The organism is Arthrobacter sp. W4I7, assembly GCF_030816215.1.
GTDB lineage: Bacteria > Actinomycetota > Actinomycetes > Actinomycetales > Micrococcaceae > Arthrobacter > Arthrobacter siccitolerans_A.
In genome coordinates this window covers 1,291,101-1,307,146 of the sequence record NZ_JAUSXU010000001.1, presented here as the reverse complement: position 1 = coordinate 1,307,146, position 16,046 = coordinate 1,291,101, and the positions used below count along the sequence as shown (strand labels likewise).

Genomic DNA, 16,046 nt, shown 5'->3' with positions numbered 1-16,046 from the left:
TAATCGATGGACATTTCCGGCAGGGCGCGATTTGTACTCTGACCTGCAGGAAAGTCCAAAGTCCTAGGGTGGATAATCTCCCCCGCCCGGCAATTGCGCCCAGGCCCACAGCCATACGATCCAGACGACCTGCAGCAGCAGGAACATCACCACAACCGTCCCCCGGTAGGCCCTGGACCGGGACAGCAACGCGGCCCCCAGCGCCAGTGGAAACAGCGGCAGCAACATGCGGAAGGTACTGGTCTGCGGGTGAAGGAACGCGACCAGGTACCCCATGTAGCAGGCGCACCACAGGCGGAGTTCGACGCCGAGGCGGACCACCGGGGGCAGGTACAGCATCGCGGCGAAGAGGGCCACAAAAACGAACGGCGCCAGGATGCCCAGTACCGGCCCGAAGAGGTCCACGCCCGTATCGAACCAGGGCTTGAAGGGAACGAGGTCATGGCCCCGCCACACTGTTTCGGTTTTGGTGTACGCCTGGATATCCCCCGTGGCTGCCCATGCTGCGGCGGGCCAGGCCAGTGCCGAGGCGCCCGCCACTGCCGTCAGCGTGGCGAGGGCCGCGAGCTCCGGCGTCGTATGGAATCCGGCTTCACTCCGGCGGACCCGCTGCACCAGGCGGAAGATCAACAGGATGCCGAGCATAGCGGCAAAGGGAACACCCACCGGCCGGGAGAGGCACAGCAGCACCACCACCGGAATGCCCCACCAGTACTGCCGCCGGATCACGAGCAGCAGCGCCGCCGCGAGCAGCAGCAGTGACAGCGGCTCGGCATAGGGCACCTGGAGCACCGCGGACACCGGGAACGTGGCCAAGAAGGCCACCCCCCACAATGCGGTCCCATGGGCCGCCTTATGCCGGAACAGCACGTAGGCCACCAGTGCTGCGCCAAGGCCGGACAGCATGGCGATGATGGTCAGGGAGGCAGCGGGAGCCAACCCCGTGAGGTTGCCCAGCCCGCCCGCCAGGGACGGGAACAAGGGATAAAACGCCCAGGTATTCTCCTGCACGTTGCCCGCAGCATCCACCGGAAGAGTGGTGGGGTAGCCGCCCTGGATCACCCGTGCATACCAGCGCGCGTCCCAGATGTTGATGAAGTTCCAGTAGTCAGGCTTTGCCGGGAACCAGGGGTTGCGTCCCTGGTGCAGGGCCGCGGCCATAAAGATGCCGGCGCTGACGAGCCTGGCCAGGACATAGATGGCGGATACCTGCAGCCACCAGGGCCAGCCCCGGACGGTCGCGCGGGAGCGGAGCGCCAGTGATTGGACGGACGCTCCAACTCCCGCACCGCGCCGTGTGTCGGTACTCAAGCCGGGCCTTCCGCTGTGGCCGACTGCCCCGTGCCGGGCTTCCGTGCTTCCGTGCCGGCTTCTCCCTGCAAGGCTTCCTGCGGTTCGCGCTCAGGTGCCGGCTGTTCCAATTGCACCAGACGGGCCTTCAGCGTCTCTACCTCATGCCGGCTTGCGGCAAGCTGGTCCCGCAACTCATCAAGCACCTGGTCCACCTGGTCCATCCGGTATCCCCGCAGGCCCAGCGAAAAGCGGACGCTGTCCACGTCCTGCGGTGCGGCATGGGCGGGCAGCAGGACCGGAGGCAGGTTTGCCGGCGGCTCCTCGAGGCCGGCATCCAGCAGGGCCGGCAGCGGGCGGCCCTGCTTGCCCGCGCGCCGCCCGATGCTTGCCCACAGGACGGCGCCGATCAGCAGCACGGCGAGGAAGACCAGAAAAAAACTCACAACTCCATCGTGCCAGACCCGGCAGCCGTGGCTACTCGGGGCGCTGTTCGCCGTTCAGGGAAGGAGTGACGCCCACGCCGAGCACGCGGTCCACCGCTTCCGCCGGATCATCCACCACCTGGATCAGGTCCAGGTCCTTCGCCGAGACCATGCCCTCCGCCACCAGGGTTCCCTTGATCCAATCGATCATGGGACCCCAGAAGTCCACACCGAGCAGCACAATCGGGAAGGACGTCACCTTGCGGGTCTGCACCAGGACCATGGCTTCAAAGAGTTCGTCCAGTGTGCCCAGGCCGCCCGGCAGGACGATGAATCCCTGGGCGTACTTGACGAACATGGTCTTGCGGGCGAAGAAGTACCGGAAGTTGATCCCCAGGTCCACCCACTGGTTCAGGCCCTGCTCAAAAGGAAGTTCGATGCCCAGCCCTACGGACACCCCGTTGCCTTCAACCGTGCCGCGGTTGGCCGCTTCCATGGAACCAGGTCCGCCCCCGGTGATAACAGCGACACCGGACTGAGCCAGCTTCCGGCCCACCTCGACGCCCATTTCGTAATAGTGGCTGCCGGGCTTTGTCCGTGCAGAACCGAAGACGCTCACGGCCGGGCCGAGGTCTGCAAGCGCGCCGAAGCCCTCCACGAATTCGCTTTGAATCCGCATCACGCGCCAGGGATCAGTGTGCACAAACTGGCCGGGCCCCTTGGTATCAAGCAGATGCTGGTCGGACATTTCGACCGCCGCCTGTTTACGGCGAAGCTCAAGGGGGCCCTTACGGCGCGGCTGGATGTTTTTGGCCGGATCTGCACTGATGCTCATTCCCCTAGGCTAACCCGACGGCGCGAGGTATCTCTTGAATCACGATCCTCAGGAACCTGCGGTGATTCACGTCATAAGCCACCGTTGTTCGCTAGATTCTTCCTATGACTACTCATGTGCCCGGCGATGCCCTCGTCTCCCTGAACGCCGTAAACAAGCATTACGGCCAGCTGCACGTTTTGAAGGACATCAATCTTCAGGTCCGCAAGGGCGAGGTTGTTGTGGTCATCGGACCTTCGGGCTCCGGTAAGTCCACCCTGTGCCGCGCCATCAACCGTCTTGAAACCATTGAAGGCGGCACCATCAGCATCGACGGAAAGGTTCTTCCGGAGGAAGGCAAGGAACTCGCGCAGCTCCGTGCCGACGTCGGCATGGTCTTCCAATCGTTCAATCTCTTCGCGCACAAAACAATTCTCGAAAACGTCACCCTCGGCCCCATCAAGGTCAAGGGTGCCCAGAAGGCAGCAGCGGACAAGGACGCCATGGCGCTGCTCGAACGTGTCGGCGTCGGGCACCAGGCACCGAAGCTGCCCGCACAGCTGTCCGGCGGCCAGCAGCAGCGCGTTGCGATTGCCCGCGCCCTTGCGATGAAGCCCAAGGTCATGCTGTTCGACGAACCCACCTCGGCGCTGGACCCCGAAATGATCAATGAGGTCCTGGACGTTATGGTCCAGCTCGCCAAGGAGGGCATGACCATGATCGTGGTCACCCACGAAATGGGCTTCGCCCGCAAGGCTGCGGACCGTGTGGTCTTTATGGCCGACGGCCAGATCGTTGAGGACGCGACTCCTGAAGAGTTCTTCACCAATCCCAAGAGCGACCGCGCCAAAGATTTCCTCTCCAAGCTCCTCACCCACTGAAGCACCTACGAACAAACACTCCCAGTTCGCACCCAGGCCGTGACCCACGGCCACCAATGAAAGGAATGTCATGAAGGCATTTTTGACCCGGCGGAAATCATTCTTCGTGGCGGCTACCGCTGCCCTCGCCCTGTCCCTGAGCGCCTGCGGCGGCGCAACTACCCCGGGTACCAGCGACCCCAGTGTGGCTGCGAAGCCCTCCTTCGCGGCCGGCACCACCATGGAAAAGCTCGCCTCCGCCGGCACCATCAAGATCGGCACCAAGTACGACCAGCCCCTCTTCGGCCAGGTTGGCCTGGACGGCAAGCCGGTGGGCTTCGACGTTGAAATGGGCAAGCTGATCGCCGCCAAGCTGGGCATCGCCGCGGACAAGATCGAATGGTCCGAGACTGTGTCCGCCAACCGCGAACCGTTCATTGAACAGGGCAAGGTTGACCTGGTCATTGCCACCTACACCATCAACGACAAGCGCAAGCAGGTTGTCAGCTTCGCCGGACCGTACTACGAGGCCGGCCAGGCGCTGATGGTGAACAAGGACAACGACTCCATCAAGAAGCCTGAGGACGTTGCGGGCAAGAAGGTCTGCTCCGTCACCGGTTCGACGCCGGCCGCCACCATCGTGGACAAGTACAAGGCCGAACTGGTTCCGGCTGCCACCTACTCCGCCTGCCTGGAGCCGCTGCGCAACAAGCAGGTCGAAGCCATCACCACGGACAACGTGATCCTCGCCGGTTTCGTGGACAAGGAACCGGACGCTTTCAAGCTCGCCTCGGATGAAACCTTCACCAAGGAGCCCTACGGCATCGGCCTGAAGAAGGACGATACCCAGTTCCGCAACTGGATCAACGACCAGCTGGAGGCATTCGAGAAGGACGGCTCCTACAAGAAGGCCTGGGAAGCAACCGCAGGTTCAGTCATCAAGACTGCCCCTAAGCTGCCCGAAATCGTCCGTTACTAAGTAACGCCTGTGGTTGCCGGGGCTGCTTCGAGGCCCCGGCAACCACCGCCTTCACCCCCGTCCACGCCCACAGCCGAAGGATCCAATGGACGTCATTCTTGAAAACCTGCCCCTGTACTGGAACGGTTTTCTCCGCACACTTTTCCTCTCCGCAGTTTCCGGCGTCATCGCGCTGGTGCTCGGGACCCTGCTCGCGGCAGCCAGGGTTTCCCCGGTGGCAGCGCTCCGCGGCTTCAGCACCGTTTACGTGGAAGTTCTCCGGAACACTCCGCTGACCATCGCCTTCTTCTTCGCAGCCATTGTCCTTCCCCGCATCGGAGTGAAATTCGAGCAGTTCGAAGTAGCGGCAATCATTGCCCTCAGTGCCTACACCGCAGCGTTCATCGCCGAAGCTGTCCGCTCAGGTGTCAACAGTGTTCCCGTTGGCCAGGCCGAAGCGGCCCGCAGTATCGGGATGAACTTCGGGCAGGTCCTGAACCTCATCATCCTTCCGCAGGCGTTGCGGACGGTGATCCCGCCGCTGATCAACATCCTGATCGCACTGGTCAAGAACTCCTCCGTGGCCGGCGCATTCTTTGTCCTTGAACTGTTCGGCTACGGCCGCCAGCTGGCCAACGCCAACGGTGACGCGGTCATCCCCGTCCTGCTCGGCGTTGCGTTCTTCTATCTGCTCCTCACCGTTCCGCTGGGCATCCTGGCCAGCACGGTGGAACGAAAGGTGGCGATTGCCCGATGAGCTCCGTGCTGTACGACGTTCCCGGCCCCAAGGCCCGGCGCATATCCCTTATTGGTTCAGTGGTCGGTGCCCTGCTGGTCCTGGGCCTGCTCGCCTGGATCGTGATGACCCTTGCGCAGCAGGGCATTTTTGAGGGCCGCCGATGGCAGATCTTCACCCGCGGCGACGTGTGGACCCTCCTCGGCAACGGCCTCGGCGCGACTCTCAGTGCCGCCGCCCTGGCAGCCGTCATCGCCTTCCCGCTGGGGCTGGCGTTCTGCCTGCTGCGCATCTCTGATGCCGCATTCATCCGGATTCCCATCCGGGTGGTCCTGGAGTTCCTCCGCGGCATGCCCGTGGTCCTGATGATGCTGTTTGTCCTCCTGGGCTTTGGCACCTCGGCCTTTGTCGCCGTCGTCACCGGCCTGGTGCTCTACAACTCGGCGGTGTTCGCGGAGATCATCCGTGCGGGCATCCAGTCGCTGCCCAAGGGGCAGCGCGAAGCGGGCCTCGCCATTGGCCTGACCAGCTTCAAGTCCCGCATGCTGATCGAACTGCCGCAGGCCATCCGGCGGATGATGCCCTCCCTCGTGGCGCAGATGGTGGTGCTCCTCAAGGACACCTCGCTGGGCTACATCGTGGCGTACGGCGAGCTCCTGCGCGCCGTGCAGGTGATGGCGGACTTCCTGGGCACCCAGTTCCTGTTCCCCATCTTCTTTGTGGCCGCGGCGATCTACATCGCCATCAACATCCTTGTTTCACGCATCGCGGTGTGGATCGAGCGCCGCGGTTCAAGGAAAGCGGCAGGCGGGGTGGCCAGGGCCGAAGCAGCTGCCAAAGCAGCCGTTCCCTAGCAGCTCCTCACAGCGATGGCCCGGACCGCGCCCATTTTTGGGTTCCAGCAGTCCGGGCCTTCCCTTTTAAGGATCAGGCTGCCAGCCATTCCTGCAGCGCCTGCAGGCATTTCCTGATGGCGTCGGCGTGCACGTGTTCGTTGTCTTTGTGCGCCAGGAGGGCATCGCCCGGCCCGAAGTTTACCGCCGGGATTCCGAGCTCGCTGAAACGCGCGACGTCGGTCCAGCCGTATTTGGGCTTCGGCTCGGCTCCCACGGCGGCAACGAAGGAAGCGGCGGCGGGGTGCTGAAGCCCGGGCCGCGCCCCGGCCGCAGCGTCGGTGCGGACAACGTCAAAACCGCCAAGGAGTTCCCGCACCACGGCTTCGGCCTGGTCCGGCGTCTTGTCCGGGGCAAACCGGTAGTTAATCTCCACCACACACCGGTCCGGAATGACATTTCCGGCAGTGCCGCCGTTGATTCGCACCGCGTTCAGGCTTTCACGGTAATCCAGGCCGTCCACGTTGACCGTCAGCGGTTCATAAGCCGCCAGCCGGGCCAGGATCGGGGCCGCAGCGTGGATGGCGTTGCTCCCCATCCAGGCGCGGGCGGAGTGGGCGGCCTCCCCCACGGTTGTCGCTTCGAACCTGCTGGTCCCGTTGCACCCGCCCTCCACGGTGCCGTCAGTGGGTTCGAGGAGGATGGCGAAGTCACCGCCCAGCAGGTCGCCGTGGTTGCGGACCAGCCGGCCCAGGCCGCTCTTCACGGCCTCCACTTCCTCGTCGGTCATAAAAAACAAAGGTGACGTCCCGCTTTGGCACGGTCCCGCCGTCGAACATTGTGGCAGCCAGGGCGAGCTGCACCGCCACGCCGCCCTTCATGTCCGTGGCTCCGCGGCCGTACAGGACCCCTTCCCCGGGAACGCCGGACTCCCAAGTGGACGGAACCGTACCCCGCGACTCCCCGGCCAGCGGCAGCGGAACGGTGTCCAGGTGTCCAGCCAGGATGACGCGTTCCGGCTTGCCCAGCTCGGTCCGGGCGATGATGGCATCCCCGTCCCGCAGGATGTTCAGTTCCGGGATGGTGCGCAGGCCCGCCTCAACGGCATCGGCGAGTTCGGTTTCGTTGCCGGACACGCTGTTGATGTCCATGATCGCGGCAGTCAGGAGCGCAACATCCTGGCGGAGGTCAAGTGGAAGGGTGGAAGATTCCGGGGCGGTTTCGGCAGTCACGAAGCCAGTCTAGTTCGGAGCAGGTGCCTGCCCGTCGATAGACTGGGGCAATGACTGAGACTGCTTCCTCCGCTGTGCCCGAAACCCGGACTGCCCCCACTGAAGAACGTTCCGCCTACGGCTTTGGCGTGGCCACCATCGCCAGCGCCGGCACCGACGCCACCGTCCTGGATGTCTGGTTCCCGGCCCCCGCGCTTGGTGTCGCTGCCGACCACCTGCGGGCAGTAGAGAACGCGGACGAGGCACTCACCCGGATCGCCGAAGCCGGCACGGATGAGGACCGCGGCACCGAGCAGAAGGTGGTCTTTGTCCAGATCAACCTCGACGAGGCCCCGGCCGACACCGCTGACGCCTACCTTCGCCTGCACCTGCTCTCGCACCGCCTGGTACGGCCCAACACCATCAACCTGGACGGCATCTTCGGCAAGCTGCCCAACGTCGTCTGGACCAATTTCGGCCCTGCCGCCGTGGAAGGCTTCGAATTGACCCGCGCCCGGCTGCGGCGCCGCGGCGCCGTCACCGTTTACGGCATCGACAAGTTCCCGCGCATGGTGGACTACGTTGTGCCCACCGGCGTCAGGATTGCCGACGCCGACCGGGTCCGCCTCGGCGCGCACCTCGCCGAAGGCACCACCGTCATGCACGAGGGCTTCGTCAACTTCAACGCCGGAACCCTGGGCACGTCCATGGTTGAGGGCCGGATTTCCGCCGGCGTGGTGACCGGCGACGGCAGCGACGTTGGCGGTGGCGCCTCCATCATGGGCACCCTGTCCGGCGGCGGCAAGGAAAAGATCACCATCGGCGAGCGGGTCCTGCTTGGCGCCAACTCCGGCGTCGGCATCAGCATCGGCGACGATTCCGTGGTCGAAGCCGGCCTTTACGTGACGGCAGGCACCCGCGTGCGCATACCCGGGCCCAAGGACGAGGTGGGCGAGGACACCACCAAGATCGTGAAGGCTGCCGAACTCTCCGGTGTCCCCAACCTGTTGTTCCGCCGCAACTCCACCACGGGCGCTGTGGAGGTACTCCCCCGCGCCGGCCATACTGTGGAACTGAACGACGCCCTGCACGCCAACTGATCCTCGATGGCACGAAGACGCGGCCTTCGCCGCCTGCTGGTGCTGCTGCTGCTCACGCTCGCACTGGTAGCCGGCGGCGTCTATTCGGCGGTGTTTTTTGTGCAGCGTTCCGAAACCCTTGTTTCGGAGCGCTGCACCGCCGTCGTGAATGGTAAGACGGCCGAGTTGGCTCCCGATCAGGCTGTCTACGCTTCCCTGATCACTGCCGTGGCTGTCCAGCGCGGGCTCCCGCCCAGGGCCGCGACCATAGCCTTGGCTACCGCCATGCAGGAGTCCAAGCTCCGGAACATTGAGCACGGGGACCAGGCCGGCCCGGATTCGCGGGGCCTGTTCCAGCAGCGTCCCTCGCAAGGCTGGGGGACCGAAGAGCAGATCATGGACCCCTTCTACGCCACCAACGCCTTTTACGACGCACTGGTGAAGATCCCCGGCTACGAATCGCTTGAGATCACCGAAGCTGCGCAGCGGGTGCAACGATCGGCTTTTCCCGGCGCCTACGCCCAGCACGAGCAGATGGGACGCTTTTTTGCCTCCGGGCTGTCCGGCCAGACGCCCGAAGCCGTTCAGTGCACCCTCCGCTCAGCAGATGCCGCCGGCGACCCCACCGCCGTTTCTGACCAGCTTGCCCAGGCCTACGGTCTCTCGGGCTCGGCCGTTGACCGCCAGACGCTGGTGGTGGAAGCCGACGGCAGCCAGGCCTGGTCCGTGGCGCAGTGGGCCGTAGCCAACGCCAAGACCCTCGACGTCACACAGGTGGACGTCGCCGGGCGGACCTGGAACCGGACCGAGCGGGACGGCTGGCACGAATCGGCGGCGCCGCATGGCCAGGTGCGGATTACGGTGTCGCCGGCAGGCACCGGAGCCTGAGGCCCCTGGCGTCCTTCCGGGCCTGCCGTCCTTCCGGGCGGATTCTCCTAGACCAGGATTTCCACCACGGGCTGGACGTAGCTGCGGAACAGCTCCGGCTGGCCCATCAGCTGGTGGCTCATAATGATTTTGTCCGGCTCCAAGTACCAGGCCCGCTGCTCGTTCAACGGCAGTTCGATGATGGTCAGCTTGAAGTCGCGGGCGTTGCGTCCCACCTCCATCAGCCGGTCATCCACCATGTCCTCCAACAGCTGGTCCGCACCGTTGGCGGCGCGTTCAGCTTCGAGTTCGGCGTACTCGCTTCTGCGTTCCCGCGCCCAGGTGAGAGCCGAACCGAAGTGCGCCTGGAGTAGCCGCTGGAGGGCGGGCGAATTGCCGAACGCCTCAAACTCGGGCGGCGAAAGTTCCGGTGACGTCTGCGGGTATGCCTTCAGCAGCTGTTCCCACCATGCCTCCCACTCGGTCTTGAGCCCGCTCAGACCGCCCACATCGGCAGTCAGATGGGTATGGTCGGCATGATGGACCTTGGGAGCTGCATGCGACAGGGCGGGATGGCCTGCGCCGTCGAGTCCGGCGGCATCGCGCATGTACAGGGCGATCATCATCGGTCCGGACGTGTCAGTGGTTATCTGCCACCCGGAACCGGTCTTTTGCTGCATCCGAGATCCTTCCCTGGCGCGCCCCTGCCGGGTCTGGTGATCCGGTGCTGCGCCCCCGGCTATCAGTCTATTCCCCCGCGTTGCCGACGTTAACGAAATTCATCGCGTCAACCCGTCGAGGTGCCGCTCCAGGACATCCGTGCACATCCGGGCCGTCATCCAGCCTGGCTGAAGCAGGGCATGCATGCACAGGCCGTCCAGGGTGGCGAGCAGCCTCTCCGCCTCCACCACCAACGCCTCCTCGGATACGTCCCCGGGTACCAGGGCTGTAATCAAGCGGCCGATTACAGCTGCCACCTCACGGTGGCTGCGGTCCGCCTCCGCGCCAAGGAAGGGCCTGATCCTGGCCGCGTTGCGGAAGGCCATCCACACGCAGGCCTCCACAGCCCGCTGTTCGTCCAGCGGCAACAGTTCGCCCAGCAGTGTTAAAACGGCGTTTCGTCCTTCCGGGCTTCCGGCCGGGTAGCCCTGCAATCCAGGCAGCACACTCTCCAGCCGGGCCACGATGCTGTCAATCACGGTGGCAAAGGAGAAGGCCAGCAGTTCATCGCTGCCCGCAAAGTAGTGCCGGACGGAACCGACGGCGAGCCCCGCCTCGTCTGCCACTTCCCGAAGGGACGCCCTTTCCAACCCGTCTACGGCGATAATCCGCCAGACTGCTTCCACCACTTCCCGGCGCCGGGCTCCGGCGTGAACGATTTTAGGCACTCCTTTTATTTAGCACACCTGTGCTCAGGTGCAGGCCTCGCCGTCGTTCTGCCCGTAAAGGCCCGTCATCCTGCCCGGAATCCGGGACGTACCGGCGGGACCGGCACCAGTTGGGATAGCGTTGGGAGCATGAAAATTCTGGTTACAGGGGGTACCGGGTACATCGGTTCCCACACTGTTTTGTCCCTGCAGGAAGCCGGCCATGACGTGCTGGTCATCGACAACCTGGTCAACTCGAGCGAGGAGTCCCTCCGCCGGGTGGCCGAACTTACCGGCAAAACAGCACAGTTCCACCACGTGGACCTCGTGGACGAGGCCGCCGTCGAGAAAGTCTTCGCCGAAAACGACGTCGACGCCGTGATTCACTTCGCCGGCCTCAAGGCCGTGGGCGAGTCCGTGCGCGAGCCACTGACGTACTACTACAACAACCTCGTCGGCACCCTGAACCTGATCCGCGCCATGGACCGGCACAACGTCCGCTCCATCGTCTTCAGCTCCTCCGCCACGGTCTACGGCGAGCACAACCCCATCCCCTACGTCGAAAAGATGGAGATCGGGGCCAACAACCCTTACGGCCGCACCAAGGAACAGATCGAGGACATCCTCTCCGACCTCGGCGCCGCCGACAGCCGCTGGCACATCGCCCTGCTGCGCTACTTCAATCCCGTCGGTGCCCACCCCTCGGGCCGGATCGGCGAAGACCCTCAAGGCATCCCGAACAATCTCGTCCCCTTCATCGCCCAGGTCGCCGTTGGCCGGCGCGAAAAACTCATGGTCTTCGGCGGCGATTACGAAACCCCTGACGGGACCTGCCTGCGTGACTACATCCACGTCACCGACCTCGCCGAAGGCCACGTGGCCGCGCTGGACCACATCGCCGGCCGCACCGGGGTGTTCCGCTGGAACCTCGGCTCCGGCACCGGCTCCTCGGTCCTGGAAGTCCTGCGCTCCTTTGAAAAGGCAGTGGGCAAGCCCATCCCCTACGAAATCACCGGCCGCCGTGCCGGCGACCTGCCCGCCTTCTGGGCCGACGCCACCTCAGCCCTCGCCGACCTCAGCTGGTCCACCACCAAAACGATCGACCAAATGTGCGAAGACCACTGGCGCTGGCAGAAGAACAACCCCCAGGGCTACAACTCTTAACCCTGGTGATTAACAACGAACGGCCGCTCACCTCCTGGAGGTGGGCGGCCGTCGTCGTACTGTCTAGCGGGCGGGGTAGTCCCGCTCGGGTTCGCCGATGTAGAGCTGGCGGGGGCGGCCGATCTTGGTGTTCGGGTCGCTGATCATCTCGCGCCACTGGGCAATCCAGCCCGGGAGGCGGCCGATGGCGAAGAGCACGGTGAACATCTTCTCCGGGAAGCCCATGGCCTTGTAGATGAGGCCGGTGTAGAAGTCGACGTTCGGGTAGAGCTTGCGCTGGATGAAGTAATCATCGTTGAGCGCTTTCTCTTCCAGGCGCAGGGCGATGTCCAGCAGTTCGTCGTTGCCGCCGAGCTTGGTGAGGATCTCGTGCGCGGTGGCCTTGACGATCTTGGCGCGCGGATCGTAGTTCTTGTAGACGCGGTGCCCGAAGCCCATGAGGCGGACGCCGTCCTCCTTGTTCTTGACCTTCTCCATGTAGTCCTCGGGCTTGGTGCCGTCGGCCTGGATCTGGCGGAGCATCTTCAGGACTGCCTCGTTGGCGCCACCGTGGGCCGGGCCGAAGAGGGCGTTGATGCCTGCGGAGACGGACGCGAACAGGTTGGCGTTGGAGGAGCCCACCAGGCGCACGGTGGATGTTGAGCAGTTCTGCTCGTGGTCCGCGTGCAGGATCAGGAGCAGGTCCAGGGCCTTCGCCACGACCGGGTCAACCTCGTACTGTTCAGCCGGAAGCCCGAAGCTGAGGCGCAGGAAGTTCTCCACGAGGTTGTGGGAGTTGTCCGGGTACAGCATGGGCTGGCCGATGGACTTCTTGTGGGCGTAGGCCGCGATGACCGGAAGCTTGGCCATGAGCCGGATGGTGGAAACTTCCACCTGCTCGGCGTTGAACGGGTCCAGCGAGTCCTGGTAGAACGTGGACAGCGCCGAGACGGCCGAGGACAGGACGGGCATGGGGTGCGCGTCCCGCGGGAAGCCGCCGAAGAAGCCCTTGAGCTCCTCGTGCAGCAGGGTGTGCCGGCGGATCTTCTGGTCGAATTCGTCCAGCTCGGTGGGTGAGGGCAGGTTGCCGTAGATCAGCAGGTAGGACACCTCAAGGAAGCTGGAGTGCTGTGCCAGCTGTTCGATGGGGTACCCGCGGTAGCGCAGGATGCCAGCATCGCCGTCGATGTAGGTGATAGCCGAGGTTGTGGCTGCTGTGTTCATGAAGCCGGGGTCAAAGGTGACTGCGCCCGTCTGCTTCAGCAGTTTGGAAACGTCGTAGCCTTCGTTTCCTTCAACAACCTGGATGCGCGGCAGCTTGAGCTCGCCTCCTGCATGGAGCAGGGTCGCAGCATTGTTGGTCTCAGTCATGGAGTCCCCTTCATGAGGCGTCTGGGCCTCTGTCGAAAGCTTGATCCAACATCAGGTGAGCCGCGCACGAAGCCTGAGAACACAGGTTCCAACACCCGGGCTGCCTTCTTGTAGAAAGCCACCATTGATAGTCACTTAAAAAGTACCCGCTCCTCGGCGGGTGCCACTAATCCGAGACCAACCAAAATGCCCTAAAATGCAGCGGATGTGTCCGGAGTCACACCATTGTTACGGCACTGCGCCGGCCGTGGCGCTCTGGTGATTACGGCGCCGACGCCAGACGGGTAACCGCGGCGTCGATCCTTTCGTCGGTTCCCGTGAGGGCAACCCGGACGTAGCCGTTGCCGGCCTCACCGTAAAAGACGCCGGGACCCACCACGATGCCGCGCTCGGCGAGCCGCGCCACGGTGTCCCAGGTACTCTCCCCCGCCGTCGACCAAAGGTACAGGCCGGCGTCGGACTCTTTAATTTCCAGGCCGAAGTCCAGCAGCGCCGGAACCAGCCGTTCCCGGCGTCCCCGGTACAGGTCCTTCTGGGCCTCCACATGAGCGTCGTCGCCCAGCGCCACCCGCATGGCTTCCTGCACCGGGTAGGGAACGATCATGCCCGCGTGCTTGCGGCTGTTGACGAGGTTGGGCATCAGGTCCGGATCGCCGGCCACGAATGCTGCACGGTAGCCTGCCACGTTGGACTGCTTGCTCAGCGAGTACACCGCGAGCAGGCCATGGTGCGATCCGCCGGCCACCCGGGGGTCCAGGATGCTCGGGACAGGGTGGCCGCCGCGCTGGACGTCCCAGTCGCCCCAGCCCAGCTCGGCATAGCATTCGTCGGACGCCACTACGGCGCCGAGTTCCCGTGCCTGCTCCACGAGCGCCCTCAGGGATTCGACACCCCGGACGCTGCCTGTGGGGTTTCCCGGGGAGTTGACCCAGATCAGCCGGACGCGGGAGCGGGTGGCGTCGTCGAGCTCGTCCAGATTGTCCGTTGCCACGGAGGTGACCCCGGCGAGGGTGGCGCCGATGTCGTACGTGGGGTAGGCAACCTTGGGGCGTACGACGACGTCCCCTGGCTTCAGTCCCAACAGCAGCGGCAGCCAGGCCACCAGTTCCTTCGAACCGACCGTTGGCATGATGTTCCGGGGATCGAGCCCGGCCACACCGCGGCGGCGCTCGAACCACGACGCGATGGCTTCACGGAGCGCGGGCGTGCCGTGAACCGTGGGGTATCCGGGGGCGTCCGCAGCAGCCTTCAGGGCGTCCTGGATCAGGGCGGGTGTGGGATCCACCGGAGTACCAATGGACAGGTTGACGGCTCCCCCGGGGTGCTCCGAGGCCTTCGCGAGGTACGGCGCCATGGCCTCCCACGGGTAGTCGGGCAGGTCAAGGCCGAACATATTCACTGCTGCGGTCACCGCTCCTGCCTGCGTCAGTGGTCTTGGTTCTGCGGGGGCAGTGCAGCGATCATCGGGTGGTCCTTGCCGGTGTTACCGACCTTGGCGGCGCCGCCGGGCGAGCCGAGGTCGTCGAAGAACTCCACGTTCGCCTTGTAGTAGTCGGCCCATTCGTCCGGGGTGTCGTCCTCGTAGTAGATGGCCTCCACCGGGCATACCGGCTCGCAGGCCCCGCAGTCGACGCATTCGTCCGGATGGATGTACAGCGAACGCTCACCCTCATAGATGCAGTCGACCGGGCATTCTTCAATACATGCCTTGTCCTTGACATCTACACACGGCTGCGCGATTACGTACGTCACGTCCCTGGCCTCTCCACGTTGGTTCCGGCGTCGCGCCGGTTCTTGCGTCCGGCAACCATGGCCGGACTCTTGACATCTGAGCCTATTATCTCCCAGCCCGTTACCGCGAACCTAGCCGGGCGCCTTGTATGAAGCCACTTAGTATGAAGTGGTGAGTCTACCTGCCCCCACCCCCGCTGGCTTCCTCTCCGCTGCCGCCCCCGGAACGCGGGTGGTGGTGCGGTACCGCGTCGAGGGCGGCCTCACTGATGCGCTGGGGCACCTGGTAGCGTGCGACGCCGGTGCGTGCACCGTCCGCACGCGGCAGGCCGACGTCGTGATTCCCCTTGAGCGCGTTGTGGCAGCCAAGGAGGTTCCGCCCGCGCCCGCGCGGCGCAGGCCGCGCGCCTAAGGCAGGTCTCGTTGCGCAGGGACTGCCACTGCGCAGCGAACCCGGATTTCACTGCGCAGAGCGGTACGTGGAAAGGGCCTGGTGGACCATCTGCACGAACTTCCTGGGCTCGGTCAGCAGCATTTCAAAGGTCACGCGAAGCACGGGAACGCCCCGGATAACCGTAACGTTCCACCGCCGCCGGTCCTCCCGGTAGGCTGCCCTGCTGCTGTGGTAGGCGTAGCCGTCTGCCTCAATACCCAAGAGGCCGTCTACCAGAAGGTCGAGGTGGCCCATTCCCGGAATCTTGACTTGGAGCTCGACGGTCAGCCCGGCTTCTTCAAGCAGGTACCGCGCCATCGTTTCGATAATGGACCCGGATTGGGGCCGGATTTTGGCCACGAGTCGGCGTAACGCCTTTTCCCGCGCGGCTGGAAACCTCTCCCTCAGTTCCGGAAGCTGAACCAGCCCCTTCTTTACCGCAGATTCCGCGATGGTCAGCCCCTCGAGCGGCGGCAAGCAACGGAGTGATTGGCACACCACATCCAGATGCGTCAACGGGAAGCTGCTTCGATGCATTACGCAGCCGCTAACCGGCTTTCCGTGCCGTGCGGCAAGATGCGGCTTGTCCGGCTCCCCGACTACCCACAGCCCCGCTGCCGAAGCAGCCGTGACGCAACCGGGCACCGCGTGATGGCGAGCGGCGTGGATGAGTAAGGAATCGGCGTCAGGCTGCGCATACACGCCTCGCGCCACCCTGTGCACCGTCCCGTCGCGGACACTGCCTTCAATGGACCGGCGGGAGACACCGGCCTGCCTCAGGGAGCCGGCGTCGGCAACGCCGCCCATTGCGGCCAGAGCATCAGTGAGAATTTGCATGTCTGCATGGTGCCCGGGCGGACACGGCGTGCGCTGGGGCGGGATCGGCTATGTGGAAAACGGCAGGGCGCCGTGAAGTACCAGCTCGGTC

At 64.6% G+C, this 16,046-nt stretch carries 17 protein-coding genes and 1 pseudogene; 8 read left to right on the top strand and 10 right to left on the bottom strand.

Features of this window, described 5'->3' with window-relative positions:
• Window positions 1-63 precede the first annotated feature (63 nt).
• From QF047_RS06055 to QF047_RS06045, 3 genes are read right to left on the bottom strand one after another with little or no spacing between them, the layout of a single operon-like run.
• Window positions 64-1,311: a hypothetical protein gene (locus QF047_RS06055; RefSeq protein WP_306634588.1), complete on the bottom strand. Its 1,248-nt coding sequence runs from the start codon at window positions 1,309-1,311 to the stop codon at window positions 64-66.
• Window positions 1,308-1,736 (bottom strand): DivIVA domain-containing protein, encoded by a 429-nt coding sequence (locus tag QF047_RS06050; protein WP_307274862.1) that lies wholly within the window; start codon window positions 1,734-1,736, stop codon window positions 1,308-1,310. The genes QF047_RS06055 and QF047_RS06050 overlap by 4 nt, the downstream gene beginning before the upstream one ends.
• A gap of 31 nt (window positions 1,737-1,767) precedes the next feature.
• On the bottom strand, window positions 1,768-2,550 hold the full coding sequence (locus QF047_RS06045; RefSeq protein WP_306634592.1) for a TIGR00730 family Rossman fold protein: 783 nt from the start codon (window positions 2,548-2,550) through the stop codon (window positions 1,768-1,770).
• A gap of 104 nt (window positions 2,551-2,654) precedes the next feature.
• Between QF047_RS06045 and QF047_RS06040 the strand changes: the two genes are divergently transcribed.
• From QF047_RS06040 to QF047_RS06025, 4 genes are all read left to right on the top strand, one after another.
• Entirely contained in the window at window positions 2,655-3,410 is a 756-nt protein-coding gene (locus QF047_RS06040; RefSeq protein ID WP_306634594.1) for an amino acid ABC transporter ATP-binding protein, read from the top strand.
• A 70-nt stretch (window positions 3,411-3,480) separates the two neighbouring features.
• A complete protein-coding gene (locus QF047_RS06035; RefSeq protein ID WP_306634596.1) occupies window positions 3,481-4,368 on the top strand; it encodes a glutamate ABC transporter substrate-binding protein in 888 nt (295 codons plus the stop codon).
• 85 nt (window positions 4,369-4,453) lie between these two features.
• Window positions 4,454-5,104, top strand: a complete 651-nt coding sequence (locus QF047_RS06030) for an amino acid ABC transporter permease (RefSeq protein WP_306634598.1) — start codon at window positions 4,454-4,456, stop codon at window positions 5,102-5,104.
• Window positions 5,101-5,937, top strand: a complete 837-nt coding sequence (locus QF047_RS06025; RefSeq protein ID WP_307274857.1) for an amino acid ABC transporter permease — start codon at window positions 5,101-5,103, stop codon at window positions 5,935-5,937. Before QF047_RS06030 ends, QF047_RS06025 begins: the two co-directional genes overlap by 4 nt.
• Window positions 5,938-6,010: 73 nt before the next feature.
• Here the strand turns inward: QF047_RS06025 and dapE are convergent.
• A pseudogene (gene dapE / locus QF047_RS06020) lies at window positions 6,011-7,148 on the bottom strand (succinyl-diaminopimelate desuccinylase).
• 50 nt (window positions 7,149-7,198) lie between these two features.
• Here dapE and dapD point away from each other — a divergent pair.
• Together dapD and QF047_RS06010 are read left to right on the top strand one after the other, a co-directional pair.
• Complete coding sequence (gene dapD, locus QF047_RS06015) at window positions 7,199-8,227, top strand: 2,3,4,5-tetrahydropyridine-2,6-dicarboxylate N-succinyltransferase (RefSeq protein WP_307274855.1); 1,029 nt, start codon at window positions 7,199-7,201, stop codon at window positions 8,225-8,227.
• A 6-nt stretch (window positions 8,228-8,233) separates the two neighbouring features.
• Window positions 8,234-9,094 (top strand): hypothetical protein, encoded by an 861-nt coding sequence (locus QF047_RS06010; protein ID WP_307274853.1) that lies wholly within the window; start codon window positions 8,234-8,236, stop codon window positions 9,092-9,094.
• Between the two features lie 47 nt (window positions 9,095-9,141).
• Here QF047_RS06010 and QF047_RS06005 read toward each other — a convergent pair whose 3' ends face one another.
• Complete coding sequence (locus QF047_RS06005) at window positions 9,142-9,753, bottom strand: hypothetical protein (RefSeq protein ID WP_306634606.1); 612 nt, start codon at window positions 9,751-9,753, stop codon at window positions 9,142-9,144.
• A gap of 99 nt (window positions 9,754-9,852) precedes the next feature.
• Window positions 9,853-10,461: a TetR/AcrR family transcriptional regulator gene (locus QF047_RS06000; protein WP_307274850.1), complete on the bottom strand. Its 609-nt coding sequence runs from the start codon at window positions 10,459-10,461 to the stop codon at window positions 9,853-9,855.
• A 129-nt stretch (window positions 10,462-10,590) separates the two neighbouring features.
• Here QF047_RS06000 and galE point away from each other — a divergent pair, with 129 nt between their 5' ends.
• Window positions 10,591-11,604, top strand: a complete 1,014-nt coding sequence (gene galE / locus QF047_RS05995) for a UDP-glucose 4-epimerase GalE (protein ID WP_307274848.1) — start codon at window positions 10,591-10,593, stop codon at window positions 11,602-11,604.
• 63 nt (window positions 11,605-11,667) lie between these two features.
• Here galE and QF047_RS05990 read toward each other — a convergent pair whose 3' ends face one another.
• From QF047_RS05990 to fdxA, 3 genes are all read right to left on the bottom strand, one after another.
• Window positions 11,668-12,954: a citrate synthase gene (locus QF047_RS05990; RefSeq protein ID WP_307274846.1), complete on the bottom strand. Its 1,287-nt coding sequence runs from the start codon at window positions 12,952-12,954 to the stop codon at window positions 11,668-11,670.
• Between the two features lie 262 nt (window positions 12,955-13,216).
• On the bottom strand, window positions 13,217-14,365 hold the full coding sequence (gene dapC / locus QF047_RS05985) for a succinyldiaminopimelate transaminase (RefSeq protein ID WP_307274844.1): 1,149 nt from the start codon (window positions 14,363-14,365) through the stop codon (window positions 13,217-13,219).
• 14 nt (window positions 14,366-14,379) lie between these two features.
• A complete protein-coding gene (gene fdxA / locus QF047_RS05980; protein WP_050685972.1) occupies window positions 14,380-14,706 on the bottom strand; it encodes a ferredoxin in 327 nt (108 codons plus the stop codon).
• 151 nt (window positions 14,707-14,857) lie between these two features.
• On the opposite strand from fdxA, the gene QF047_RS05975 reads away from it, so the two are divergent.
• Window positions 14,858-15,097 (top strand): hypothetical protein, encoded by a 240-nt coding sequence (locus QF047_RS05975; RefSeq protein ID WP_307274840.1) that lies wholly within the window; start codon window positions 14,858-14,860, stop codon window positions 15,095-15,097.
• 48 nt (window positions 15,098-15,145) lie between these two features.
• On the opposite strand, the gene QF047_RS05970 is transcribed toward QF047_RS05975, so the two are convergent.
• Window positions 15,146-15,955, bottom strand: coding sequence for a type IV toxin-antitoxin system AbiEi family antitoxin domain-containing protein (locus QF047_RS05970; protein ID WP_307274839.1), 810 nt, complete (start codon window positions 15,953-15,955; stop codon window positions 15,146-15,148).
• Window positions 15,956-16,046: the final 91 nt, after the last annotated feature.